This window comes from Bacillus sp. J41TS8 (genome assembly GCF_018333035.1).
GTDB lineage: Bacteria > Bacillota > Bacilli > Bacillales > Bacillaceae > Bacillus > Bacillus paralicheniformis.
Genome location: NZ_BORF01000001.1, coordinates 101,109 through 125,996 on the forward strand (window position 1 = coordinate 101,109; position 24,888 = coordinate 125,996).

Genomic DNA, 24,888 nt, shown 5'->3' on the forward strand with positions numbered 1-24,888 from the left:
AATAGAGTACACTCTATTGATATATAATTGAACTAATTAACTGAATAATTATGGAAATGGGATGATACTGAATGAAAATTGCGAGAGGTAGAGAATTGCTTACACTGGAACAGAGGCAGGATTTTATGCAAATCCCTGAAGATGAATGGATATTGGGGACCTACTTCACTTTTTCCAAACGGGATTTAGAAATAGTTAATAAGCGAAGGAGAGAAGAAAACCGTTTAGGGTTTGCTGTTCAATTAGCTGTTCTTCGGTATCCCGGTTGGCCATACACTCATATCAAAAGCATCCCGGAATCAGTCATACATTATATATCGAAACAAATCGGTGCCACTCCATCTTCGATTAGTCTTTATCCTCAAAGAGAAAATACACTTTGGGATCATTTGAAAGAACTTCGAAGTGAATACGACTTTGTAACTTTTACTCTAAGAGAATATCGAATAGCATTTAAGCATCTTCATCAATTAGCTTTTGAAAATGGCGATGCCATACATCTACTACATGAATGTATAGATTTTCTAAGAAAAAACAAAATCATACTGCCTGCTATTACTACACTTGAAAGAATGGTGTGGGAGGCAAGGGCAATGGCTGAAAAGAAACTGTTTAATACTGTTAGTCAATCTCTTACAAATGAACAAAAAGGAAAGCTTGAAGAGATCATTACTTCGCAGCATCCATCCGAATCCAATAAAACGATATTGGGTTGGTTAAAGGAACCGCCGGGTCATCCTTCACCCGAAACATTTCTAAAAGTAATAGAACGACTCGAATACATACGAGGAATGGAATTAGAAACGGTACAAATTAGTCATTTGCATCGCAATCGCCTGTTTCAACTATCTCGCTTAGGCTCAAGATATGAGCCATATGCATTCCGTGACTTTCAAGAAAATAAGCGATATTCGATATTAACCGTCTATTTATTACATCTTACTCAAGAGTTAACGGATAAAGCTTTTGAAATTCATGATAGACAAATACTTAGTCTGTTATCAAAAGGCCGTAAGGCTCAAGAGGAAATTCAGAAACAAAACGGTAAAAAGCTGAATGAGAAAGTTATACACTTTACGAACATCGGACAAGCTTTAATCAAAGCAAAAAAGGAAAAATTAGACGTTTTTGAGGTTTTAGAATCCGTTATCGAATGGAATTCTTTTGTCTCTTCGGTCGAAGAAGCTCAGGAGCTTGCACGCCCTGACGACTATGATTATTTAGACTTACTGCAAAAACGATTTTATTCACTTAGAAAATATACGCCAACGCTATTAAGGGTATTGGAATTTCATTCTACAAAAGCAAATGAGCCACTTTTACAAGCTGTTGAGATTATCCGTGGAATGAACGAATCCGGAAAGCGAAAAGTGCCTGATAACTCACCTGTGGATTTTATTTCAAAACGTTGGAAAAAGCATTTATACGAGGATGATGGTACAACAATCAATCGTCATTACTATGAAATGGCTGTTTTAACAGAACTTCGGGAGCATGTTAGGGCAGGAGATGTTTCCATTGTTGGCAGCAGACAATATAGAGACTTTGAAGAATATTTGTTTTCAGAAGATACATGGAATCAAACGAAGGAGAATACAAGATTATCAGTTAGTTTATCATTCGAGGATTATATGACGGAGAGAACCAGCAGCCTTAACAAAAGGTTAAAGTGGTTAGCTACCAATTCCAACAAGTTAGACGGGGTTTCTCTTGAAAAAGGAAAGCTGTCAATTGAACGCTTAGAAAAAGATGTTCCAGAAGAAGCAAAAAAATTTAGTGCAAGCCTGTATCAGATGCTACCAAGAATAAAATTAACCGATTTACTGATGGATATTGCTTATATAACAGGATTTCATGAGCAATTTATTCATGCTTCCAATAATCGAAAACCGGATAAAGAAGAAACAATTATTATTATGGCTGCTCTTTTAGGAATGGGAATGAATATTGGTTTAAGCAAAATGGCTGAAGCAACACCCGGACTTACATATAAGCAATTGGCCAATGTATCACAATGGCGCATGTATGAAGATGCAATGAATAAAGCCCAAGCCGTATTAGTAAATTTTCATCACAAATTGCAATTGTCCTCCTATTGGGGAGACGGTACAACATCCTCGTCCGATGGTATGAGAATGCAGATAGGCGTTTCATCGCTACATGCAGATGCAAACCCACATTATGGAACTGGAAAAGGAGCCACCATCTATCGTTTTACAAGTGATCAATTTTCTTCTTATTACACAAAGATTATTCATACTAATTCAAGGGATGCGATTCATGTTTTGGATGGTTTGTTACACCATGAGACGGATCTAAATATAGTAGAGCATTATACAGACACGGCTGGTTACACAGACCAAATATTCGGACTGACCCATTTATTAGGATTTAAATTTGCCCCAAGAATACGAGATTTATCAGACTCGAAATTATTTACAATAGATAAGGCAAGTGAGTATCCAAAATTAGAAGTCATTTTACGTGGACAAATAAATACAAAGGTCATTAAAGAGAATTATGAGGATGTTTTGCGATTAGCTCATTCTATAAGGGAAGGAACAGTTTCAGCATCCCTTATTATGGGGAAATTAGGTTCTTATTCAAGACAAAACAGCTTGGCTACAGCCTTACGTGAGATGGGCCGAATAGAAAAAACGATCTTTATTTTGAATTATATTTCGGATGAATCATTAAGAAGAAAAATACAAAAAGGATTGAATAAAGGAGAAGCCATGAATGGACTGGCAAGAGCTATTTTCTTCGGAAAACAAGGAGAGCTTAGGGAACGAACCATACAGCATCAATTGCAAAGAGCCAGTGCCTTAAACATCATTATCAATGCCATCAGTATCTGGAATACTTTACATCTAACAAAGGCAGTTGAATATCAAAAACGGTCAGGTAGTTTTAATGAAGAATTATTGCACCATATGTCACCTCTAGGTTGGGAACATATTAATTTACTTGGAGAATACCATTTTAATTCGGAGAAAATGGTCTCGTTAGATTCTTTAAGACCCTTGAAACTTTCTTAACGTTGTTAAAACTGGGGGAATAGTCGGGGAAATGGGCTTAGCGTTGTAAATCCGCATTTTCCTGACTGTACCCCAGCAAGGACAATTAAACAAATATTAATAAAATATGATGATGCAAAACAAATGTTATTCCACCAATAAAAAACAACTCCTTTTTAGGGAGTTGCTTTATTTTCTTTCCTTTAGCTCCTTTAGAGTCATCCGTTTTTCTTTTGGCTGCTGGGATTCATCTGTATCTTCATATGTTTTTTTAGGTCCTTCAAAGTTCGGGGTTCCTTCCTCATATATTGATCCAGCATGACCGCCATTTTTTGTAGCCCACACATAATGCAAAAGGAGATTTCGCATAAAGTTTGATCGGTTGTTGATGCTCTCCAAAAACTTGATTACATCAGCATCAAAAGGATCGTGTTTATTAAAAGTCACCATATATCTTACAAGTTTATCTTCGTCTTTTTTAGCCACGGTATTATCAACCTTCCTTTTACTCTCTAACAGCTAGGATATATTTATAATTCCCTACCGCGTTTGCAGTTGATGGTTCCTTTTCAAAGATAACATAAGGATACTCCTCTTTGAAGACCTCTTTGTTAATTAATTGGCTAGTTCCACCCGTGACAATTATTTGATCAATACGATTCGTACCTTTTAAAGTTTTATTCAAATTGTTTAATACGACTTCTGTGTATTGATTTTTTACCTTCTCAATAATTTTACTTAAATCAAAAACTTGATCTTCATCCGACCGATTGTTTTCACTAAAAACTGTTTTTCCTTCCCTTAAAATATTCTCTATTTCATATACACTTATACGGCATCCTTTTTGTTTGGCCGCAAATTTGATTTCATTGAATAGCTTGTACGCACCAGTCTCAAACTGACTTGATAACTCCGGTATAAAAGATAACCGTTTTAAGGTTTCAATAATCAGCGTACCTCCTCCAGCATCAACTATCGAAACTGTTTTGTCATAAAGTTCTTTGTTATCGACCAAACCATCCCTGCCTAATAAATGATTATAAAAAGTTCCTGTTGTTTGAGATTCAATATGTACTTTATCAACTTTTATCACATGGGATTTGCCGTTTCTTTTGATTGAATGAGCATCTTTCAGGAATTTTTCAAGTTTGCTTTTGTTTTCGTCTGTTAAGTCTTCCGTTGGCAAAGCAATTACAAGTTCAACGGCTAATATTTCCTCAGTGTCATAATCGCTAGCCATTTCAGCCAAGGACATCTTAATCAGATTTTTATATTGACTGCTGCTATACCGCGAGCTACCAAATCTCATGGTATCAATTAAATCTTGAGGATCAATTTCTTCATACAAGTCATTGCCCCAAACGTATTCTTCTTCATTAATTGAGAAAAAATTAAGGTCCATCTTTTTTTTGAAACGAGTCTCTTGCCCAGCATCTTTTTTCAACGCAAATTGAGAAGGATAATCCCTAACACCTTTTTCTGTATACATTTTTGTTCTTTTGTTTCCCAAGTCTAATGAAAAAATAGTCAATGCTGACATCTAAATCTCCCCTAACTTTTTATTAATATTTGTATCATATATTAATATTATATAATTACCATTATAAAAAATCAACATATATTATTAACATATGTTGATTTTAAATTTCTCATATTTATTTAATCATATATTAATAATATGTGAATCCAACGCAGAACAAGTTTATCCCTCTTATTTCGATCTTGCTATCTTTATGTTATCTCAATTTTTTTCACTCCGCCTATCCTGATAGCTGCAAGTTAATTGCACAAAAGTTGCATTCTTTGAATTTTAATCAGAGGAAAACTGAAGTTTTCCTCCGTATGTAGAGAAATAAAAAGGAACCCACCGTTAAGTGGATTCCAATAAGGGTTATTTCTTTTTAAAGATGCTGCCCAGAGCTAACAGGATAATACAACCTACAAGAATGATGATTGAGATAATGCTTGTCCTAAAGTCAGTGTTCCAATTTGTCCAAATTGAATAGACTTGGAAAAGGAGCAAAAGCAACAGTGCTAACTTAAATGGTAATGTTAATGATTTAATGGTTATCACCTATTCTCTATACGCATTGGTTTATTACGTTGGATATGTTGAAGAAATCAAGGAAAGCATTTCCTACATCCTTTGGAAGGTTATTAGATGTTTTTTTTACAGCTTCTTTCCAAGCGTCTATTGTTCTCCATCTTTGTTTTTTCAAGCTTTTGTACTTAGAGTAAATTCTGTCAACGGTTTTCTTTACACCGCCGAGTAAGTCGATAGCTTTCTTCAATTTGACAATTTTAGTGACTGGAAAGCCGACAGTCCCAATCATTAGACCAATAGCAGTTATGCATTCCCACGCTCCAGCAGGTTGAATTGCAGAACTGTCAGCAGGTGTTTTAGATGCTTTTACATCTACATCAGATAAAGACGGAACAACTAAATTTTCACCGTTTGTAGTGACTTCTACCCCTGTTTTTTCTGTTAACCAACTAGCCACTTTTTCGGGACCTTGTTTTTCGACACTAGCTGGCAACTGCTCAATGCCTTCTAAGAATTTAACAAAATCACTGTCTGGTGAAAGAAGTTCACTCTCTAAACTTCCTGCTGGTGCATCAATTTCCCCTTCTTCCTTAGCTGATGCGAAGGACGGTGTGATGGTCGCAAAAGCTAGTAGAAAGGCTATAAAGAATGGAAAATATTTTTTCATATCATTACCCCCTTTGTTTTTTAATATTTTCCAAGCCTTTTCACTGCAACTATAACATATTATCCAATATCAATAAACATATAATCCCATAATTAGTTCTTAACTACCATTCAAGTTTTGGAATTGAATCATTTGTTTTATTGTCATTTACCTATCTGGCAGCGCCTGGAAGGAAAACTCAAGTTTTCCTTTGATTGAACGCAGGCATCGAGCCTGCTTCTTACGGTTGCTGAGGCAACCGTTTAAAACCTCAAAAACAGATCATCGGTAAGGATACGCTGAAGCGTATCCTTTTTTACTTTTCCCTTTTGCCTTCCGATCGTACAACGTGCGGAGCCGACTAAGCCACAAGCGCGGCAAAGTTTGCGCCTTTCAGGCTCTTTACCGCACTTCTGGCCAAGTCGGCGAGCCAAACAACAAGAGCAGCAACGGCTCTAGTCGTGACGGTAAAACTTCGGGGATTTTAAGCAGTCAAGCCTTTGCTTAAAATCCCCGAAGTAACCGTTTCGCTACCGGCCATTGGCCGGCCGAGCCGCAGCTGTCGCTGAAGCGATTCCTCCCTCCGGTCGTCACTCTTGTCATTCGGCTAACCGCAGTTGTCCGTTCTCCATGCCAAAAGGGAAAAATAATCCCCCTTCGGGGAACTAACTTCCTCCGGAAGGCAAAATTGAAAAGGAGCCAAAGAATATGAAAAAACCAAGAAGAATAAGAAGAAAATCTAATGAAATGTACATCATTCAAGTTTTTTATTCATTCGATAAAGGGCAAAAATGTGCAGCAGGCGTTGAGGGAGTATTTAAGGATCTGAAGGAAGCCAATAACGAAGCTATCACAATTAAAGAAAAATATCTGAAGGAAAAGTATACGTCAAAAAATAATCTTGACTTTGAGGTTTTAGAAGATAAGAACGGACCTTATTATTGCAATATCTCAGATGATGAAAATTCATGGCACGTCATGGTTATTGACGAAAACTGCAAGTAATAAAAAGGAGTTAAAGCAATGACAAACAACGAAAAAATATTAAACGCATTAATTCAGTTCAAAAATTCTGCGCGCGAGATCTCAGAATTATGGCATCAAACCGACGATAAAACAGACAGCAATCTTTGTGATGAATATCCGTTCCCCAATGATTTTGACGAAGTGGTCTACAAAATCGAAGATTGGGTATCTACTCAACAAAAGTTATTGAAGCAATAATATTTGGAAATGAGGAGATATAAATATGGCTAAAATCGACGTTGAAAGGATTACTCTTGAAAGGCTTGAAGGACCTTCACAAGAATGTATCAAAAAATCACACAATACATGGAAGCAAGCTGAAGCGACTATCTCGGAATGGGCGCTTACATCTCCAAAGAACGGGGGTTATAATAAAGTTGACTTTCACATTGTCTGGAAAGATGGATCTGAATATAGTGGGCGCTTTGCTTTACAGCATAAGCACGCTCTCGATTCCGAGGGACTTTCCCGTTATGTGATATCTACTCTTCAATATTGCATGAACAACGATTCAAGTCTTGCAAAGCAAGCTAAAAAGATGCTTGACCATTTACAAATAGACTAAATACATTCAAAATGAAAATATGGATGGAGTGAAGACGATGAAAGAAAATAAAAAATTTTTATTAAATCTTCTTTCTATTTCTGTAACATTTATAGTTTTGGGACTTTTTATCGCAGACCCGTTTTTCAAATGGGCTTCTGATTTTAAATTAGTTTCTTACGAAGAATCTCAAAATATATCTAAGTTTCTGAAACCCGCATTAATATTTTTGGGGTCAATAGGAACCTTTATAGTAGGTGTAGTTAGTTTCTTCTTCAGAGGTGTACTAACTTCCGACTTCGAGAATAAAGAAAACTGAATTCACATAAAAAGCCGGTCCCTAGTGGGACCAGCTTTTTTATTTTAGCCAACTGCGCCTGGAAGGAAAACTGAAGTTTTCCTTTGATTGAAAAGCGCAGGCATCGAGCCTGCTTCTTACGGTTGCTGAAGCAACCGTTTTAAAACCTTGGAATGAAGTGGTTTCCCGGCCCCTGTCCACCTTCACTGTAGCTCCCTCGTCACTTCTAGCAAGGCGCGAAAAAGTTTTTTTACTCGTTTTCCTTTGCCCTGCTGCGTCCTTTGTCCTCGCATCTCAAGTCAAACGGGTTTTGGGTATCGTATGACCTGGTACGTCCCTTCGGTCCTCCCATCCCAACGACACCATCAAAACAAAAAACTTTTTCAGCTTGTTCCCTTGCTCTCCGTTCCTCACTCGCTGTCGTTACAGGTGGACAGGGGGAAAAGTGAATAACTCTTTTCCTCTTCACTTAAATGAAAAAACAGGAGGAATCAACAAATGAAACATGATCAACTTTTTTTAACAGTGAACTGGTACAAAGACGACATTTTCGGTGTTTTCGAAAACAAAGGAATCCCTTTAACAGATACGAATTTCTCTAAACTAAAAAAATTAGGAGCAACTACTTTACATGAACAGTCGGTCAAAAATGGGTGGGAAATTCTTGATACTTTAGTCGATATGTATGAAAAAGAATTTGTTTACGATGAAGAAGCCTTTGTCATTATTGAGCATGGAGACATTCCGTATGTTCTTACCTACAAACAGTTGAACAATTATTGTACCCAGGAATTAAACTGTTCAGTCAGAGCATTTTTAGAGGATTATACTTGGGATGATAGCAAAAGATTGATTGATCATCTGAATCTAAACAATAGAATATGTAAAGCTTATCTCGAACAAACAGCCTTTGAATATGCGACATGGATTTATTATGACGGAACTGACACAGATGAACTTTTAGAGAAAAAAGCTACATTCTTATTTGAATGGCTTAACATAAAAGTGGATGGTGATGTGTCTTTAGAAGACATTTAACATGAAAGAGAAGGGGGTTCCCTTCTCTTTTTTTACGGCCTTACGCCTGGAAGGAAAACTGAAGTTTTCCTTTGATTGAAAGGCGCAGGCATCGAGCCTGCTTCTTACGGTTGCTGAGGCAACCGTTTAAAACCTTGTTTGTAAGGATTTGTTGCCGCAAATCCTTACAAACCTACATCTTCTGTTATAATTGAGTGGTCATATCCTATAGTGTGCCGGCTGCAGATCCTTATTAACCCTTAGCATTGCCGGCTGTTTTTTTTGACCAGCGTTTTCAGCTGGTCTTTTTTATTGCCGTTAGGATTAATGAAAATATCCCAATCAATGTGGCTGCCGTTGCGGCATTTGAGTTGATTAACAAATTCAGTGTTTCTTTTGTTATTTCGATAGTTTGTCCCTCTTTTTTGAAGGCGATTAAATTTTCAATCTCTTGATGCGGGGCCTTATATTTTGGTTCCCCCTCCGGGTCTGCTCGCAGCCGTAAGCCGGCAAGCCGGCCAACTCTCTGCGGCATCTCGCTTCCCTCTAAAATGCCCGATAACATGCATCTGTAAGCTCCCGGGCCTGCCCCTGGCAATCCCGGAAACAACAGCTGCTATGTTCCTGTCCATTTCTTCACGAGTGAACGATGACAGAAAAACATTAAAACACGCAGTAAAGTTCCCTAACGGTCACATTTCCGCAAATGGCAAGGATACGCTGAAGCGTATCCTTTTTACTTTTCCCTTTTGCCTTCCGATCGTACAACGTGCGGAGCCGACTAAGCCACAAGCGCGGCAAAGTTTGCGCCTTTCAGGCTCTTTACCGCACTTCTGGCCAAGTCGGCGAGCCAAACAACAAGAGCAGCAACGGCTCTAGTCGTGACGGTAAAACTTCGGGGATTTTAAGCAGTCAAGCCTTTGCTTAAAATCCCCGAAGTAACCGTTTCGCTACCGGCCATTGGCCGGCCGAGCCGCAGCTGTCGCGGAGGCGATTCCTTCCTCCGGTCGTCACTCTTGTCATTCGGCTAACCGCAGTTGTCCGTTCTCCATGCCAAAAGGGAAAAATAATCCCCCTTCGGGGAACTAACTCCCTTCGGAAGGCAAAATGCAAAAGGAGAGAAAAAACATGAGAGAAACAAAAAGAACTAAAGAAACAATGCCTATAACTGCATTCCAAGCTGATACTATTTTTAAAGCTCTTTATTATGTAGCACGTAATGAAGGTCTAGAAATCACAGAGGAGTTGACGGATATATATAAAGTATTAGCAGAAGATAACCCGCTTGACTCAGACGTATCGGAGACTTTGTATGTCATGGAAAATCTAAGCGAATTCATTAAAAACAGTGATGAATTCGAGGAGTATTTTTTAGAAGAATTAGAAGATCAATTTTAAAAACGGTAGCAATCAATAACACAGCCATAAAGACTGTCGGTGGGGATTGGTCTCCCCGCCTGAAAGACAGTCAATAGAAAAGGAGTTTAAGCAATGTCAAACAATGAAAAATTATTAAAAGCATTAAATCAGTTTAAAAATTCCGCGCGCGATATCTCAAGATTATGGCATCAAGTTGACGAGAAAACAGCCCGTAATCTTTGTGATGATTACCCATTTCCTAATGATTTTGACGAGGTGGTCTATAAAATCGAAGATTGGGTACTCACTCAACAAAAGTTGATGATAGATCCTTCTGACCTCCCTTAAAATGCTTAGCCATTTACAAACAAGATAAATCAAGAAATAATAATAGTGAAGGAACAAAAATTACAGACGGGAGTAATTCTGAATGAAAACATGTCCATACTGCGGCAGCAGAGTTGAAAACATTGACCACTCAAGATACCATTGCGAATTTTGTTCTATGCACATTCCTTCAGATCTTGTTAAAGAGGATAGTGTGAGAATTAGTGTGATTTACAGAGAAAGCGCATCAAAAAAAGATTTGGAAAAAACTACACCTGAATTGATGTTATTTCCGACAGTCGATCTTCTATTCTTATTGAAGGAGGCAAGAACGGTACGAAGCGACACAACAGATGAGATTCGCAAACTAAAGAAGAAAAACCAAAACACAAGGAGTGCTTATTTTGAAGAAAATTATGATGCACTCAATAAAGAATACACATTCGTCACTAAAAAAATGTATGTCATTGAAAACATTCTTAAAACAAGGTTAGGATACATACCACCAAGGTTAGATAAGAATTTTTTTGATAAATACCTTAAAAACGTTAAAAATAAAACAAAAAATTACGAAAAAATGATTGATTTTAGTCGATACAAGGAACAAAACATAAATACATGAGGTGACATCTTTTCGGAAAACTGATACAATTACTTACAAACAAAGGATAATCTTAACAGGTATGAAAGGAGTGATAATCATGGAAAATCGAATGAATTCAAGGACAATACCTTTTTTGAATCGGGTTCCAATTTGGACTATCATTAAGGTAAGCATTCCAATTCTAATGATATCCTTCTTTTTTACCCATCCGGGCGCAATCAAGTCATTGCTGATGGTTATCCTGACAGTTGTTTTATTTTTATTGCTAATCTACTTCGCTTGGAAGTTTTTCTTATATGTTGTTTTTCCGATCTTCTTTTTTATCGGTGTATACGCGCTTCTAACGGGTGAGATTGTTTCGTATGTAAATGGATTGTTTGAATTCTTCACATATGTTTTCTTTAGATAACCAGGGCTATTGCAGCCCTGGTTTTTGTATGTTAGCGATCAATTGCTATACAAGCTTCCTTTTCTTTGACATTATCCCGAGCCATATAATTTCGAAACATTTCTTTTTGGCTAGGTGTAAGATAAGGGAATAGCTTTCTTGCAGGGTCATTTTCAAGTTGATCCCAAATCCCATTAAAAAGCCCGTCGCCAATATCATGACGATCGGGAGTAACAATGCACATTTTTTCTTTTTCCGACGACGAGTGATTTTCTTTGGGATTCTTTGTGTATGATGAAAAATCGTCTTTGAAAATGATGTGATATCTTGTTTTATAATAACCTAAATCAGATAAAGCTTCCTTGTTTAAACGACCAAATAGTCGATCAGCTTCATTAAATTTGATAAGCTGCTGGCTTTTTAAGTCTGGGTGTTCAGACCAGTTTATCAATACCATCGGTTCTGTCACTTCATCCTCTTTTAAAATAAAGAACTTGGATTCTCTCTCTTGATTAAATCGTTGTATAAACTGTTCATCCGTCTCATGCATACCTTCTTTCAAATCGTTTAATGTCACCTTTTGTATTGACCCTTTGCCATGATCAACAAGATACACTATTTCTGCTGTCTTTATTCTTTCTTTATCCCATTCATTTTCAATCGTTTCAATAAATTCAACACTTGTACTTCTGACCTCTTCAAGCAGCCTTTCTTTATCAGCCAATGATTTTCCTTTGGTCCAATTAGAAAGATACCGCAGACTTTCTTCTTCTTTTTCTTTCCCAAAACCAAAATAAGCAGAGACGGCATATGATACCATTTCTGCTTGAAACTCTTTTTCCGGATCTGTTGTTTCAAAGGTTTTGTCCTTCGTATGAAGCTTCGCGTGTGCAAGTTCGTGAAGTAAGGTGGTTACGTTTTCGAATTGAGAATTCCTCTTATTTAATTCAATAGCATTTTCAAAAGGATAAAAGACCCCTTTGGCCGCTCCTAGTTCTCGGTCATTCGGGATTATTTCTACACCGATATTATCAGCGATTTTTTCTAACCCTCTCTGAAACTCTTCAAAATTCTCCACTTTTCCTTCTAGCTTTTTATTAGGGAAAATCTTTGGAATGTCTTTTACAGGAGCGTTAGTTTGACTTATATCAAACACATGGCCAACTCCAAACTTGATAAAATCGGAGTAACTTTTCAACTCTTTATTTTTTATCATCTCCTTTTCTTTTTCAGTTGCTTCTTTAAGCAATTTCCACTCCCCGTCAGGTGTTTGGAAACGGCCGCTTACCTTGTGAGGAACAATGATTTTTATTCCCTTTTCGCCTTTGTTGACTGAGTACCCTTTTTCTTTCCAAAATTTAAATGAGCCGACCGCCGTGGCACCTGGAAATTGGTTTTGAATCAGGGCAGTATTTCTTAATGAATAATTGCGGAATTGACTCATGAATCTCAAATACTCCTTTAGGTCTTCAGGGGAGTAGAAATAATCGTCAATAGCCTTATCCATATTTTCAGTTAATCTTGTAACCTCAGCTTTTTTCTCTTCTGCTGTTTTAAATTTTATTTTCATTCCCATTCCCCCAGATCATCTGCTTCAATAAGTGTAGGATCGTGCAGCTCTTTCAGTTCACTTACATTTGATAGCTCTTTTTTATCAAGATCCACTTCTAATAAAAGCGTTTCACCAGCTTCCAGCTGTCGAACAAGCCCCTCTACTATTGATTGGTCTTTTATTGGAATACGAATATTTTTGCCTTTCATACTGAAAATCAGTTCATCTTTATCAATGCCTTCTAAAAAGCACAATCTTTTCATTGCAGTTCCCCCTATATTTAATTTGCGATATTTTCTGTATGTTTACATTGAGGAAAAGATGAACAGCCAAAAAATTGCTGACCGTCCTTTGACTGACGAATAGATAAATCTTTTCCACATTTAGGACATTTTCTTGATGCCGGCCCTACTTCTTTCCGAATATCAGCAGGCTTTCTTTCAGGGTTGATTTTCAATATAAACTCTTGAAGTGTTGTTCTGTCCATTAATTTAACACCTGTTTTTTTAGCCCCTTCTATTGCACTTGAAGTGAATCTGCTATTGGTGATAACCCAGGCATCCTGGGCATTATAATATGACTTTGAAAAATGAGCCTCCATTACGGCCTTTAAGCCAACTTTGTTACCGGCCCCATACCTCTTAGCTTGGACAACAATTTTATTCTTCCCCTTCAAAATAATGTCAGCTCCATAATCTCTGCTTCCTGGTGTTACCTCCGCACGGTATCCAAGCTTGTTGAACAATACTTCCAGAAAAAATTCAAATTGTCTGCCATCCATTTTATCAATATCTCGAATACCACTCATTGAGAGTAATTTCGCTCGTTTGCGTTTTTGAAGGTGCCTATATAACCTTGGCCCCCCAAGAATAATCGACATTAAGACAACGACAATCAACAATTTTTCTAATGTTAAGTCACCAACGATTACCACGGTTTCACCCCCTTTCAAAAAAGGCATAAAAAAAGAACACTATTGACTTTAGTATTCCGCTTCAAATATTTAATAAGATTTTCAGAAGCCTTATCTTTCCAGACCCCCTTTTAATTGTTGAAACTCTTTCCTTCTAAACACATGATATTTCTGATATTTGTCAGGATGAGGAGTTGGATCTAGCCGCATTTCTTGGTCGATATTCTTCATTAAAGCATGATATTTCGCGTCTTCTTTTAACCATTCTAATGCCGTTTTGGATTTTCCCCAATCATGCAGCAGCTTTTTTCCTTTCTTGTTTGTTGCAATATTATAAGTAAATGTTCTGTCATCATCAGTTAATTCAACTGAATATATATCCAAGGTTCCAAACTTATCGATACGCTGCAACCGATCAATTCTCATTTTTTCATCCCGTAAATATTCAAAATGATTTCCTTTTTTGTTTGTTAAAAAATTAAGTTTTTCGGCAATCACATTCTCCTTGAATTTTTTCATTACAAAATCATATTGGGGGTTAAGGAGCTTACCATGCTCTTTAACGTCTTCATAGGTTGTCAGTATTTCGATTTTTGTTCTTAAAGGAAATTCCGCAAGAGCGCCAGATACTTCTTCTTTTGATAGCTGCTCAATCCTATCAGTTTTGATTACGCCACTTAATGTTTTTCCATTAATAAAAGGAATACCCCTAGGCACTCTCACCTCATCAGGTGATAAACGATACACCTCCTTTTCCGTCTTGTTCTTGTGGGTGTAGATCCCCATAACGGGAATAACTGAGACACTCCTGCCATAATCACCTAAAACAATCGCCGGCCGCGGTTTGGCTCCATCTCTTTCTTCAAAAGGAAAGCTATAAGACATAATAAGATCGCCGGATTTATATTGTTGTCTGTATTCAATCATATTTCATCCCCCAGCCGCTTCCTTGCAAATTCTTTTTCGGCTGCTTTGATATCCTCTTCTGTAAAGTCAAATTCATCTTCCCGAGCTAAGAGATCATCAACCTTTTTACGGAGGTCATAACCTGTGGTCTTTTTCCTTTCGAGCAGGATGGGTAATGCCTTTTCTACATATGGAAGCCAATCTTTATACAAAGCCATATCTGCTATGATTTCTTTTGGTGATTTATCCTTAATGCAATATTGATTTAAAAAATCATAAGTCCTGGTATATTCAATGTATTGGCTCTCAGTTGGAAAATCATTTCTGGTTTTGATCATAATACATTCCCCTTTCTAATAGCGGATAAATTAATGTGCGAAAAAAAATCCTTTTGATTCCTTTTCAAGGTGTTTTATATCTCTAATACATTCACTTAGTTCCGATAACATTACATCCCTATTATAATCTACAAATAAGGGATACGGTAAATTATGAACGGAATCAGAAATAATATTACACACTTGGTTCACTTTGATCAGTTCTCTCTTTTTAAAGTTTTCAGCTATAATAGCTCTTATAGATATGAGACCAGTGTGCAAAAGATTATATCCAAGTTCCTTCAGTTGTTCATTGTTCATTTTATTCAGATTATTTTCAATGTTGCTTAATAGCAAATCCTTCTTCATTCCGCACCTCCAATGGATTGCCTTTTGTTATCTTTCAAGATCATAATTTTTCTGTAGATTCTTTGATTGTTTTGTGGTATAAGATTCGACATTATAAGACCCTATTCTTAAATAATCATTTTCTAAGAACTGATCTAGGCTATTTTTCTTTGGATGTACATATTGATAAACATTAGTAAAAGCTTTATGTACATCTGGATCTTTAAGTAACTTCAATCTATCTCTAGCATCCAAAAATTCACGCATAACGGCAACTTGTCGAGCTTCTAAACTGGTTTGTCCAGTATTTTGTTGATCAAATTGTATGATGGCATCTAGGTCAATTTTGTCTGTTGGTTTATGAGAAATCCGGGGGTTGGATTTACCGTAAAGACCCAACGTATGGTTCACTTGTTTTTTTACATACTTTCTATACTCCTCAACAAAATTTTCATAATGATTCAATTTGTCAAGCGTGACTAATGCTGTCATCTTTATACTTTCGGATAAAGGGACATTTTTAACGACTGATCCAAAATGGTGTTTAAAATATCGTTTTGTTTCACTGGATTCTTCTAACTCATCAAAAATATCTGGCGATTTTTTAATTAGTTCTTTTATTCGATCCGTTTTTAACTGCCCATTATCGTGTTTTAAAGCTATATTTTTTTCAGAACAATAACTGCCTATACTAATAATCAAATTATTCGCAGACGCCTCAAAAGGATCATCTGTTTTAATCAAACCAAGTCTTCTTTCTAACTCTGCAATGTTCATCGAAACACACTCCATTTTTTGTTTTGAATATAAAAGAATAGAGAAGCTGGCCCCCAAAAGAGCCAGCCCCAGCTGTTAAATTTGACAGATACCTTAGTAGTTGTAAAAATCGGCAATGTTCCTTATTTCTTTTTTGAAATCAGGAGTATCAGGTATATATGAATATTTCTCAGCTACTTTACCGCAGCAAATTTCTCTTGCCGAAAACCAATCAACATGAATAATCGTTAAATGACCGGTGTATGGGTTAACTTCAATTGTTTCATCGTTTATTTGATCACGTTTTACACGATCGGTCAACCAATTATTCCCAATAAGGTAATCCCAGTCCTTTTCTTCTAGTTGCAGCAAATGCAAATATTTTCTGTATTTATCAGTTAAGCTTGATCTCACAATCTATAAAAATAGAGTATTTGTCATGATCCGTACTATAATAATGGTCGATTTTATAAATCATTATTATTCTGCTCCTTTGATTCGCATTCGATGGCTAATACAACCGCTCCCTAATTTCACTCCGCAAACACAACCATGTTTTTTTCTTTATTGAAAACAACTTCTTTATCGTAAGCGTTACCGGTTTTACTTTTCAATTTCATTCTGACACGTTTCCCTGCAAGTAGCTTTTTAGCTTCAGCCTTGCCGATTGTCTTTTTACCACACTTTTCAAGATTGTTTTTCCACAATGTTGTTTTACAGCCTTCTTTATATCCGCTACATGAATATCCTTTTTGGTTTTCATACATATCCCTGCCACAGTTCGGGCAGCTTGCTATGGCTTCTTTTTCATTCGATTCTTCTTTTGAAAACTCCAGCCAGCTTTTTTCTTTATTGAAAATAACCCTTTTCTCATAGGAAGTACCTTTTTCTTTACTTTTCAATTTTACTTTGACACTTTCCCCGGCAAGAAGTTTTTTGGCTTCAGCCTTTCCAATTGTCTTTTTACCAAACCTTTCAAGACTATTCTTCCACAATGTTGTTTTACAGCCCTCTTTATACCCGCTGCATGAATATCCTTTTTCTGTCTCATACATATCGCGGCCGCAGTTGGGGCAGCTTGCTATGATTTCTCTTGCTGTTTCTGCTTCTAAGGATTTGATATTCTCACTTATTTCTTTCGCTATTCCGTAAACAAGATCCTCAAGTTCCTTATAAAATTCATCTGGAGTCAGATTACTTTCTTCAACATCAGCAAGCATACTTTCAAAAACAGCTGTCATTTTCGGACTGTAAAGAAGAAAGTCTTCAGGCATCATATTAATAACGCTTCTTCCCAATGGTGTTGATATCAGCACTTCTTTATTTTTTACTATTTGCCTTTCAACAAAATTCCGTTTACAAAGCACCTCGATTATGTCAGCTCGGGTGGCAGGTGTCCCAATACCTGATTTTTTTATGATTTTTTTATCCTCAGCTTCTTCAATGAACTTATGCGCGTTCTCCATATCTATTAAAAGCGCTGCCTCATTGTACCTTTGCGGCGACTTAGTTTCTTTTCTTTTTAGTCCATAGTTATCAATGTCGTCCATTTTTATGTTTTTTAATACCGGCTGCTGAATTGCATCATCATAAATTGACCTCCATCCTTTTTCAATAAGGGCTTTTTCATTTGCTTTAAAAACATGCTCACCATCTGAAAACTCAGCGCTTGTTTTTTGATAAACTGCTGGCGGATAAAATGCTGCCGCAAATCGTTTGAGAATCACATCATAAAGCAACTCTTCCTCTCTACCAAGGCTTTTAGGCTTCTGTTTCGTAATGATAATCGCCTCATGATCAGTGACTTTTCCTGGATTAACAAAGGATTTCTCAATCTCATATCCATTTTCAACAATATGAGCAATTAAAGGATGATCTTTGTGGTGTTCTAATAGCGCTGGAAATTCTTCTGTACTCGCTACAAACCTTGAAGACGTTCTCGGATAAGTGACCACCTTGTGCTTTTCATAAAGCCCTTGAAGGATATCCAACGTTTTTTTTGCTGACCATCCAACTTTTTTGTTCATTTCAATTTGTAAAGATGTTAAATCAAACAACTGCTTCGGTTTTTCTTTTTCAACTTTTTCGTCAAATGATAAACCTTTTCGGTTCCCCAGGGCGGCCAAAATACTCTCAGCATCGTCTTTTGTAAGTTGTTGATCCTTTTCAAGCACTAATTCAAATTCACCTAAGTCCTGCTTCTTTATAGGAGCCGATATAGTATAATGCTCAACCTTTTTAAAGTTTTCAATTGTGTAGTCTCTTTTTACGATCATGCTTAAAGTCGGTGTTTGAACACGTCCGAGCGAAATAGGTGTTCGACTTGAAGATAAACGTGTAGCAAGGATTGTAGAGTTGACACCAACTAAAAAGTCAGCTTCTTCACGAAGCTGACCAGCTGTAGCCAAACCTTCATATTCACTTCCGTCTTTCATGCGAGAATACGCTTTTTTAATACCACTTACCGTATTATCTTGGACCCACAACCTTTTAAGTGGTTTTTTCACACCACTCAGTTTATAAATTTTCCGAAAAATATGCTCACCCTCACGACCGGCATCAGTTGAAATGACTATGATTTCGGCTTTTTTCATCAATCCAACAATAACGTTAAATTGCTTTTTCTTATCCTCAATAATAGAAAGTGCCATATTTTTTTCAAAGTACGGTAAGGTCTCTACTTCTGCTTTCCAGTTTAATTGCTCCGGCCCCTTTACTTTAACAAGATGACCAAAAGCGTAAGTGAACACTTTTCCATCTTCACCTAACAAATAACCATTTTTCTTTTGAAAGTTCCCACTTAATGCCGCAGCATAGTCTTCGGCTTGAGTAGGTTTTTCACATACGAATAGTTCTTTCATTGTTTTTTCTCCTTTCTGGATTTCATTTAACAAGGTTAGATGCTAATTCATGTGTGAAGTAGGCTGTAGTTTGAGCAGATCGATTATTACTGTTATCAAAGGTATCCATATTGTTTTTCATAATATCTTATCCCTCTTGTTATTGTTTTGGTCCAGCCTATAAATTCACCTTTAAAATGGCAAATCATCATCCGAGATATCAATTGATTTTCCGTTATTTGCAAATGGATCGTCACTGTCATTAAAGCTGCTTCTTAAATTAAAATCACTCTGCTCGCTGCCGAGTGAATCCGGAACATTTTGTCCACCGCCAGATCCAGCACCATTGCCTTTTGGCTCAAGGAACTGAACCCTTTCAGCTTGTACTTCCGTTACAAAGACACGTTGACCCTCTTGATTATCATAGCTCCTCGTTTGCAAACGTCCATCTACACCAGCAAGGCTTCCCTTTTTAAGAAAGTTTGCGACGTTTTCCGCTTGATTTCTCCAAGCCACACAATTGATAAAATCGGCTTCTCGATTGCCTTGTTGGTTAGTAAATGTTCGATTTACTGCAAGTGTAAAGACTGCCACAGCTTTTCCGTTTGGTGTATAGCGTAAAATAGGATCTTTTGCTAATCTTCCTGTCAATACAACCCGATTAATCACGAACACTTTCTCCTTCTGTTTTATTTGACCTTAATTCTTGGATTCTAATTTAGAAACTCTTGCCACCGTTCATATAAACGACTTCGAAGCAAAGTTGGCTAGGATTTTATTTTCGATGTGATCCTTGTTCCGAAAAGCTGCATAAACAACACAATCGTATCCCGCTCCTATCGTATAAATCCCCGGTGTCAAATTATTAATTATAGAAGTGTGTGAGTCAATATAAATTCTAACTCTCAAATCTGGATTACGAATTTCTTTCTCTATCTTTTCAAAGAATGCTTTAATAGCCTCGGAATCAAAACCATTTCTTAATTCATTAGTAACAATATGCAACACTTTGTTTCTTTCTAATGTTGTTTCTAAAGCTTCTTGTAGTTGAACAGAAAAAGGGTTGTTTGAAGGCTTCATACAGCTTTCCTCTGCAATTAAATAACCATTTTCACTCAACAGTTGTATGTCTTCTCGATACTCATTGTATCGATCAATAACAACCTTAAAATCATCCTTTTCTGAGTGAAGAAGCCTTTTCATTTCAAAAGTTTTGCCTACTCCCCTACCACCAATGAATGCCTTATGTTTAATCATATATTCAAACCACCTTTTCTTGTTATTTAGATATATGCCCAATTCATTTATTGTTTTTCTCGCTACATCCACCTAAAGAACTTAAAAGGAACAAATATTGTGATACCCAACATTATTGACCTCTGCCAAAACTCAATGATTTGAATAGCACTCATATCCTTTAAAGCTTTGTCCATATCAAATGGTAAAGGAATATTGTTTCTGCTAAAAAGGACTAATACTGCAATCAGCACATACGTGTATACAACTAAACTTGCTACTTTTAAAACCTTGTGACCTACTCTACGAAAAAAAGTGGTGAGCGAGTGAGCTTTACAGAAATGCTCTCGATCTTTCTGGTAAACCCTAATAAACTCCTGCAAAGAGGTGCTATATCTATATTTTGGACTTAACAGTTTTTCTCTTTTTAATAATTCTGGTTTATCAATTATATCTAAACTTTACAAAAGTTTTTGAGCTTCTCTCCAAGTCAACATATCTCTTAAATGATTGCTTAAATAATTATTTAAAAAAAGAAAACCCCTCATTAACCTTGTATACTTTTTTGCTAAATTGTACAGGCCATTTCATTTCGCAAGGCGGACAGCTTTTTCGAAATCATTATTATCTGTGAATTGGGCACAGTAACCTTGGCAAGTGTAACTTTTTCTTTTTCATCCGAGACTTCATATAATGATGTTTGGAATTGTTCACTTGGATGATATAGCGAATTGGTGAATTTTTCTTGTACAATAATTGGACCTTCATTTAGCAAGAAATCATATACCTTGTCATATGGACTACGATTGACATTTTGGTTCACTTGACTTGCCCCTCCCTGAATCTCATCGGTCCGCTTCTAAAAACATTTGTTTAGATGCTAGTTTTTGATTTTCATTCATTAAATGCATAGCAGACAATTCTTTATCCACGAAACGATCTGAATGATTTCGCTCTAAATTAATCAATGTACCAAGCAACCGGTTAAATGATTGTTCAGCCATTTTTGAATCAACCTTTAAATCTTTTCTTTGAGAAGCGTATTCCTCTACCAGTGCCTCTTTCCTTGAGTACATTCTCAGCGCATGATCATTCCACTTATCAAAATCTTCAATAATGTTTAAATCGATTTTTTGATCTTCTTCTTTTAACCGGACCTCCGCTTTTCCGGACGCTGCCAAATCTGCGTTCACGAGCTGCCTTATATATTTCTTGTACTCTCTTTTAAAATCTTCATGTTTAAACGGCTCTTCCATTTGATTTTCCTCTCCTTCACTCAGTCAATTATCCGATGCCGCAGCAGCATCTTTAAAAAAAAGAAGGGATCATAAACGATCCCTTCTCTCCCGGTTTTATCTTTCAAAATCATTACTTCTGAATTTTTTATTCTTCTTCTGATTTCTTTTTTCCATACGCGTCTTAGGCCCGCCTTCTTTCGCTTGCATCAAATCATGCTTTTCTTTTTCTGCTTCAAGCGCTTTTTCAATTTGTAGCAACTTTTCTCTAGCTCTATCCGGCAAGTCAAGATCTTTCAATTCATTCAAAACTTCTTTTTTCAATTTGTACACATGATCAAAAGAGTGTTTTTCCTCAAATCTCTTCATTGCAATTCGTCTTTTTTCTCTGTCTTCTTCTGATTCTGTAGTTTTTGAAGGCTCGGTATTTAATTGTTCAAGAACTTGCTGCCTGAACTGTTCTTTATATTTCAATTCATCCTGCAAATCGTCTTTTGTTTCTCTCTTGCTTTCGGTCATTAACTTCGAAAGCATATCCTCTTTTAAAAGAGACTTGTATTGTTCATCCGTTAGTTGCTCATTTTCTAATTCACTCTCGAAAAATGGTTGATTAGTTATTTGCCGCTCCTTTGTAGTAGAGTTGGATTTATTCTCTAATGAACTCTCTACAGCTGGATCTTTAGCTGTTCGTTTCTTCAATTCCTCTTTCGCAGCATTTTCACTTCTAAAATAAGAACTTTCTCTAGAATAAGGCATTGTTACTCCATCTTCAGTCAACTCAGTTCCCACATAAAAGCCGGCAGCTGATTTTAGAACTTGAAGTTCACTCAACCCTTCTTGTTGCATTTCATTTTTTTCTTTTTTCATTCTTTTTCCTCCTTAAATGGTTAAGCTGCAAACAATAAAATCTCATTTAAAACAAAAAAAGAAGCAATTCGCTTCTCTTCTTAAAATGAAATTCAAATTTGTTTGATACTACTATATTACCTCTGTTTTTCTCGCCTATCCTATCAAGAAAGCTGCAAGATTCTCGCATCAAACTTGCATTTAATTTAATTGATTCAAGTCTTCAGCACTTAGCCCTGTTGACATGTCTAAAACTAACGGAACCCCTAACGAGACATAAAACTTAAGCTCTCCATCTTCATTTACAGCATGAATAACAGCATCATTTAAAACAACGAACGTTTCTTCCCCAGGTTTCAATGGTTCGTCACCAAGTGCTTTACTAAGTTCCTCTGCTACAATATCAAGAGATTTCATTTTTTGATTTTCCATAATAAAAAACACTCCATTTATGTTATTTTTCGTATTCCAACTCTTCCTGAAGTCTTTCGAAGTGGCGTTGGTTTTTCCAGCTTTCATATTCAAAATTCATGTTCCGATTTATTTCATTTAAACTTTTTGAAAATGAAGTCCGGCGTCGTACACCCTTTTTTAACCTTTGGAATGCTGGCGAACGAATTCTTTTTCGCTTCCGTATTCTGTTTTGAAGCTCCCGTTGTTTAGCAACCTCCTTCATTTCTTTAAGAACAGCATTACCCAGCCGTGTATACAAGTCCTTTATTTTATTTTCCGCAAAATGTTCATATCGACTTTTTTCTTCTTCTCCCTCGCCATATGCTTCTCTCATTAACTCAGTTTCGTTTTCTAATTGACGCTGCAACTTCATGAAATCATCTTTATGAAATTTTTCAATGAACATTGAACTAAGCTGATCAATTTTGGGTCTTAAATGAGCAACACTGTTATAATTGTATTGCCACTGCCTTTTATCATCTGGCAGCTGATTCATGATCTCTTTGAATAACTTTTTTGTTTTTTTAAATTCTGCTAAAGGGACATTCTTTTTTTCGCTTACAATACTGTTGCGAATTAAGTCATTAATTTTTTTGTATTCATTGCTTCTATCCATAATACTGTTGACGACTTTGGATTTCATTGCGTCAATTGACTTTTGCTTTCTTTTCCCGCGCAGCTGACCTTTATTCGGACCTTGTTTAATCACTCGGGAAGGACTAGGATATGGTTCGACCATCGCAACATGAATGTGAATGTTGTCAGTATTATAATGGATGGCAGCTGACCATACCCCTGTATTTTTTAATCCTTCCTTTTCCGTCATCACCTCTAAAGACTGCCTCGTTACATCTTTTATTTTCTTTTCATCAAGAGTATTGGTTTCCGAATCATAGACACCGTGTTTTTCAAGCCAGTCATTATTAAAACTAATGACATCCTGCCACATGACCGATCCATTTTTTTGTGCTAAGGAGAACAGCTTTTTCAGATTCTTCTTCCCTTCATACGACAAAACATCTTCATCTTTTGTAAAGAGTGAAGATGTTTTAATTTCGTTACCCATATAATCTTGATACGAAGAAAAGGTAGACAAATTTTCTATGTCATTTTTTTGTTTATCAGTGGCCTCTTTTCTTTCAATGTACTTTATATATTCTTCAAAACTTTTTTGATGTGTCGCTTTGAATTCATTATTCGAAAGAACAAATTGTGATTTTATCACAACACCTGGTGAACTCATAAATCACCTCTACTGTATGTCACTCATTTTTTTCTCTATTCTCCCTATCTAGCTTTTTCATTCGAGCGTTTGCGATTTGATTTTTAACAACAAGTTCTGCTTCAGTAATTCCTTTCGATTTATATTTTTCAGTCGTGACCAACTCTTTATATTGATTCACGACAAACAAATGATTCATAAATTCTAAGAGCATTCTAGAATTTTTATCAGCGAGGTTTGTACCGGCTCTTATCCGACTGAGATCTTCAGATACAACTTCTTTCATTGCTTGCTTAAGGTTTTCAAAAAAATCGCTACTATACTTTTTATGATCATTAATTATTTTTCTTAACGCTCGACTTGTGCCCCCAATGCCGTTTTGTTTGTCAAATTCCGAAATATAGTTAATTGATTCTTCATCTAAATAATAGCTTTTTACTTTATTGTTTTTTGCCAAATCAAAACCGCACCTCTCTTTTGAATATGTTTGTTAAATGTTACTTTGTTACACTCCGTCATCCTCGTCAATGATTTCTTCAATAATTTTAATCATCCGGTTCATCACGTTTGTATTTTGGTTCAAAACTGATAAAGTTTGTTTCTGAAGTTGTTCAAATTGACGCTGCAAGTTATTCATTTCATCCACGACAGACAGGTTCGTTAGATAAACTTTTAGGAACTCTTGCCGCGATTTCAAACCTGATTTTTTCACTAACTCATCAATTTTTTTCACGACCGAAGGATCAACATCTCGGATTAATACATCCATATAGCAACTCCTCTCACATGAGAAAATAGTAATGCAAGAGCATAAGGGTTTTTTGCTATCACCAGAGGTGATAGACTAGGCAGAGCCTAGTAAAAACGCGATATCAAAAAAGCGAATTTTCTAATAGTTATTCAATACAAATTATTAGATTTTCAATAGAACTTAACCGCAGTTACTGAGGTTTCTAATAGAATTTCAATAGAACTTTTTCACGCTGTTTAGGAT

31 protein-coding genes are annotated in these 24,888 nt (G+C 36.4%); 9 read left to right on the forward strand and 22 right to left on the reverse strand.

What is annotated here, in order from left to right; genetic code table 11:
* Positions 1–71 precede the first annotated feature (71 nt).
* The gene (locus tag KI350_RS00580) at positions 72–3,038 is read left to right on the forward strand and encodes a Tn3 family transposase (RefSeq protein ID WP_000684982.1); all 2,967 of its coding nucleotides are present in this window, start codon (positions 72–74) and stop codon (positions 3,036–3,038) included.
* Between the two features lie 168 nt (positions 3,039–3,206).
* On the opposite strand, the gene KI350_RS00585 is transcribed toward KI350_RS00580, so the two are convergent.
* From KI350_RS00585 to KI350_RS00595, 3 genes are all read right to left on the reverse strand, one after another.
* Complete coding sequence (locus KI350_RS00585) at positions 3,207–3,503, reverse strand: hypothetical protein (protein WP_148957234.1); 297 nt, start codon at positions 3,501–3,503, stop codon at positions 3,207–3,209.
* A gap of 19 nt (positions 3,504–3,522) precedes the next feature.
* Positions 3,523–4,557, reverse strand: coding sequence for a ParM/StbA family protein (locus KI350_RS00590; RefSeq protein WP_148957233.1), 1,035 nt, complete (start codon positions 4,555–4,557; stop codon positions 3,523–3,525).
* A gap of 541 nt (positions 4,558–5,098) precedes the next feature.
* On the reverse strand, positions 5,099–5,728 hold the full coding sequence (locus KI350_RS00595) for a hypothetical protein (protein ID WP_085059403.1): 630 nt from the start codon (positions 5,726–5,728) through the stop codon (positions 5,099–5,101).
* A gap of 687 nt (positions 5,729–6,415) precedes the next feature.
* Between KI350_RS00595 and KI350_RS00600 the strand changes: the two genes are divergently transcribed.
* The 5 genes from KI350_RS00600 to KI350_RS00620 all read left to right on the forward strand — a co-directional run bounded on the left by KI350_RS00600 (position 6,416) and on the right by KI350_RS00620 (position 8,613).
* On the forward strand, positions 6,416–6,712 hold the full coding sequence (locus tag KI350_RS00600; protein WP_061577975.1) for a hypothetical protein: 297 nt from the start codon (positions 6,416–6,418) through the stop codon (positions 6,710–6,712).
* Between the two features lie 18 nt (positions 6,713–6,730).
* Entirely contained in the window at positions 6,731–6,931 is a 201-nt protein-coding gene (locus KI350_RS00605; RefSeq protein WP_095345940.1) for a hypothetical protein, read from the forward strand.
* 25 nt (positions 6,932–6,956) lie between these two features.
* The gene (locus KI350_RS00610) at positions 6,957–7,298 is read left to right on the forward strand and encodes a hypothetical protein (RefSeq protein ID WP_095345942.1); all 342 of its coding nucleotides are present in this window, start codon (positions 6,957–6,959) and stop codon (positions 7,296–7,298) included.
* Positions 7,299–7,335: 37 nt separating this feature from the next.
* On the forward strand, positions 7,336–7,596 hold the full coding sequence (locus KI350_RS00615; RefSeq protein ID WP_145620548.1) for a hypothetical protein: 261 nt from the start codon (positions 7,336–7,338) through the stop codon (positions 7,594–7,596).
* A gap of 477 nt (positions 7,597–8,073) precedes the next feature.
* Complete coding sequence (locus KI350_RS00620) at positions 8,074–8,613, forward strand: hypothetical protein (RefSeq protein WP_095345944.1); 540 nt, start codon at positions 8,074–8,076, stop codon at positions 8,611–8,613.
* Positions 8,614–8,887: 274 nt separating this feature from the next.
* Here the strand turns inward: KI350_RS00620 and KI350_RS00625 are convergent, their stop codons facing one another.
* Positions 8,888–9,157, reverse strand: coding sequence for a hypothetical protein (locus KI350_RS00625; protein WP_095345946.1), 270 nt, complete (start codon positions 9,155–9,157; stop codon positions 8,888–8,890).
* A 563-nt stretch (positions 9,158–9,720) separates the two neighbouring features.
* Between KI350_RS00625 and KI350_RS00630 the strand changes: the two genes are divergently transcribed.
* From KI350_RS00630 to KI350_RS00640, 3 genes are all read left to right on the forward strand, one after another.
* On the forward strand, positions 9,721–9,990 hold the full coding sequence (locus KI350_RS00630) for a hypothetical protein (RefSeq protein WP_098408457.1): 270 nt from the start codon (positions 9,721–9,723) through the stop codon (positions 9,988–9,990).
* 93 nt (positions 9,991–10,083) lie between these two features.
* A complete protein-coding gene (locus tag KI350_RS00635; protein WP_095345948.1) occupies positions 10,084–10,299 on the forward strand; it encodes a hypothetical protein in 216 nt (71 codons plus the stop codon).
* Positions 10,300–10,381: 82 nt separating this feature from the next.
* On the forward strand, positions 10,382–10,900 hold the full coding sequence (locus tag KI350_RS00640; protein WP_141533826.1) for a hypothetical protein: 519 nt from the start codon (positions 10,382–10,384) through the stop codon (positions 10,898–10,900).
* Positions 10,901–11,322: 422 nt separating this feature from the next.
* Here the strand turns inward: KI350_RS00640 and KI350_RS00645 are convergent, their stop codons facing one another.
* From KI350_RS00645 to KI350_RS00730, 18 genes are all read right to left on the reverse strand, one after another.
* Positions 11,323–12,840, reverse strand: coding sequence for an LPD25 domain-containing protein (locus KI350_RS00645; protein WP_176523218.1), 1,518 nt, complete (start codon positions 12,838–12,840; stop codon positions 11,323–11,325).
* Entirely contained in the window at positions 12,837–13,085 is a 249-nt protein-coding gene (locus KI350_RS00650; RefSeq protein ID WP_035334387.1) for a hypothetical protein, read from the reverse strand. The genes KI350_RS00645 and KI350_RS00650 overlap by 4 nt, the downstream gene beginning before the upstream one ends.
* A gap of 17 nt (positions 13,086–13,102) precedes the next feature.
* A complete protein-coding gene (locus KI350_RS00655; protein ID WP_095345954.1) occupies positions 13,103–13,756 on the reverse strand; it encodes a restriction endonuclease in 654 nt (217 codons plus the stop codon).
* Positions 13,757–13,846: 90 nt separating this feature from the next.
* A complete protein-coding gene (locus KI350_RS00660; protein WP_095235667.1) occupies positions 13,847–14,662 on the reverse strand; it encodes a hypothetical protein in 816 nt (271 codons plus the stop codon).
* A complete protein-coding gene (locus tag KI350_RS00665) occupies positions 14,659–14,979 on the reverse strand; it encodes a hypothetical protein (RefSeq protein WP_085059411.1) in 321 nt (106 codons plus the stop codon). The genes KI350_RS00660 and KI350_RS00665 overlap by 4 nt, the downstream gene beginning before the upstream one ends.
* A 30-nt stretch (positions 14,980–15,009) precedes the next feature.
* Positions 15,010–15,327, reverse strand: a complete 318-nt coding sequence (locus tag KI350_RS00670; RefSeq protein WP_095345956.1) for a hypothetical protein — start codon at positions 15,325–15,327, stop codon at positions 15,010–15,012.
* Positions 15,328–15,354: 27 nt separating this feature from the next.
* Positions 15,355–16,083: a hypothetical protein gene (locus KI350_RS00675; protein WP_085059412.1), complete on the reverse strand. Its 729-nt coding sequence runs from the start codon at positions 16,081–16,083 to the stop codon at positions 15,355–15,357.
* A gap of 93 nt (positions 16,084–16,176) precedes the next feature.
* Complete coding sequence (locus KI350_RS00680; protein WP_095345958.1) at positions 16,177–16,434, reverse strand: hypothetical protein; 258 nt, start codon at positions 16,432–16,434, stop codon at positions 16,177–16,179.
* A 161-nt stretch (positions 16,435–16,595) separates the two neighbouring features.
* A complete protein-coding gene (locus tag KI350_RS00685) occupies positions 16,596–18,923 on the reverse strand; it encodes a DNA topoisomerase (protein ID WP_212930413.1) in 2,328 nt (775 codons plus the stop codon).
* Positions 18,924–19,094: 171 nt separating this feature from the next.
* Positions 19,095–19,571, reverse strand: coding sequence for a single-stranded DNA-binding protein (gene ssb, locus KI350_RS00690; protein WP_095345962.1), 477 nt, complete (start codon positions 19,569–19,571; stop codon positions 19,095–19,097).
* Positions 19,572–19,640: 69 nt separating this feature from the next.
* On the reverse strand, positions 19,641–20,159 hold the full coding sequence (locus tag KI350_RS00695) for a hypothetical protein (protein ID WP_095345964.1): 519 nt from the start codon (positions 20,157–20,159) through the stop codon (positions 19,641–19,643).
* 547 nt (positions 20,160–20,706) lie between these two features.
* Positions 20,707–20,961 (reverse strand): hypothetical protein, encoded by a 255-nt coding sequence (locus tag KI350_RS00700; protein ID WP_095345968.1) that lies wholly within the window; start codon positions 20,959–20,961, stop codon positions 20,707–20,709.
* A gap of 22 nt (positions 20,962–20,983) precedes the next feature.
* Positions 20,984–21,394 (reverse strand): hypothetical protein, encoded by a 411-nt coding sequence (locus KI350_RS00705; RefSeq protein ID WP_095345970.1) that lies wholly within the window; start codon positions 21,392–21,394, stop codon positions 20,984–20,986.
* Positions 21,395–21,490: 96 nt separating this feature from the next.
* Positions 21,491–22,240: a hypothetical protein gene (locus KI350_RS00710; protein ID WP_186438878.1), complete on the reverse strand. Its 750-nt coding sequence runs from the start codon at positions 22,238–22,240 to the stop codon at positions 21,491–21,493.
* Positions 22,241–22,420: 180 nt separating this feature from the next.
* Positions 22,421–22,651: a hypothetical protein gene (locus KI350_RS00715; RefSeq protein WP_085059416.1), complete on the reverse strand. Its 231-nt coding sequence runs from the start codon at positions 22,649–22,651 to the stop codon at positions 22,421–22,423.
* A 22-nt stretch (positions 22,652–22,673) separates the two neighbouring features.
* Positions 22,674–23,915 (reverse strand): MobP2 family relaxase, encoded by a 1,242-nt coding sequence (gene mobP2 / locus KI350_RS00720; RefSeq protein ID WP_085059417.1) that lies wholly within the window; start codon positions 23,913–23,915, stop codon positions 22,674–22,676.
* A gap of 19 nt (positions 23,916–23,934) precedes the next feature.
* Positions 23,935–24,351, reverse strand: coding sequence for a hypothetical protein (locus KI350_RS00725; protein ID WP_083460654.1), 417 nt, complete (start codon positions 24,349–24,351; stop codon positions 23,935–23,937).
* A 48-nt stretch (positions 24,352–24,399) separates the two neighbouring features.
* Positions 24,400–24,663 carry a ribbon-helix-helix protein, CopG family gene (locus KI350_RS00730; RefSeq protein WP_054287334.1) on the reverse strand — a complete coding sequence of 88 codons (264 nt, stop codon included), beginning with the start codon at positions 24,661–24,663 and terminating at the stop codon, positions 24,400–24,402.
* Positions 24,664–24,888 lie beyond the last annotated feature (225 nt).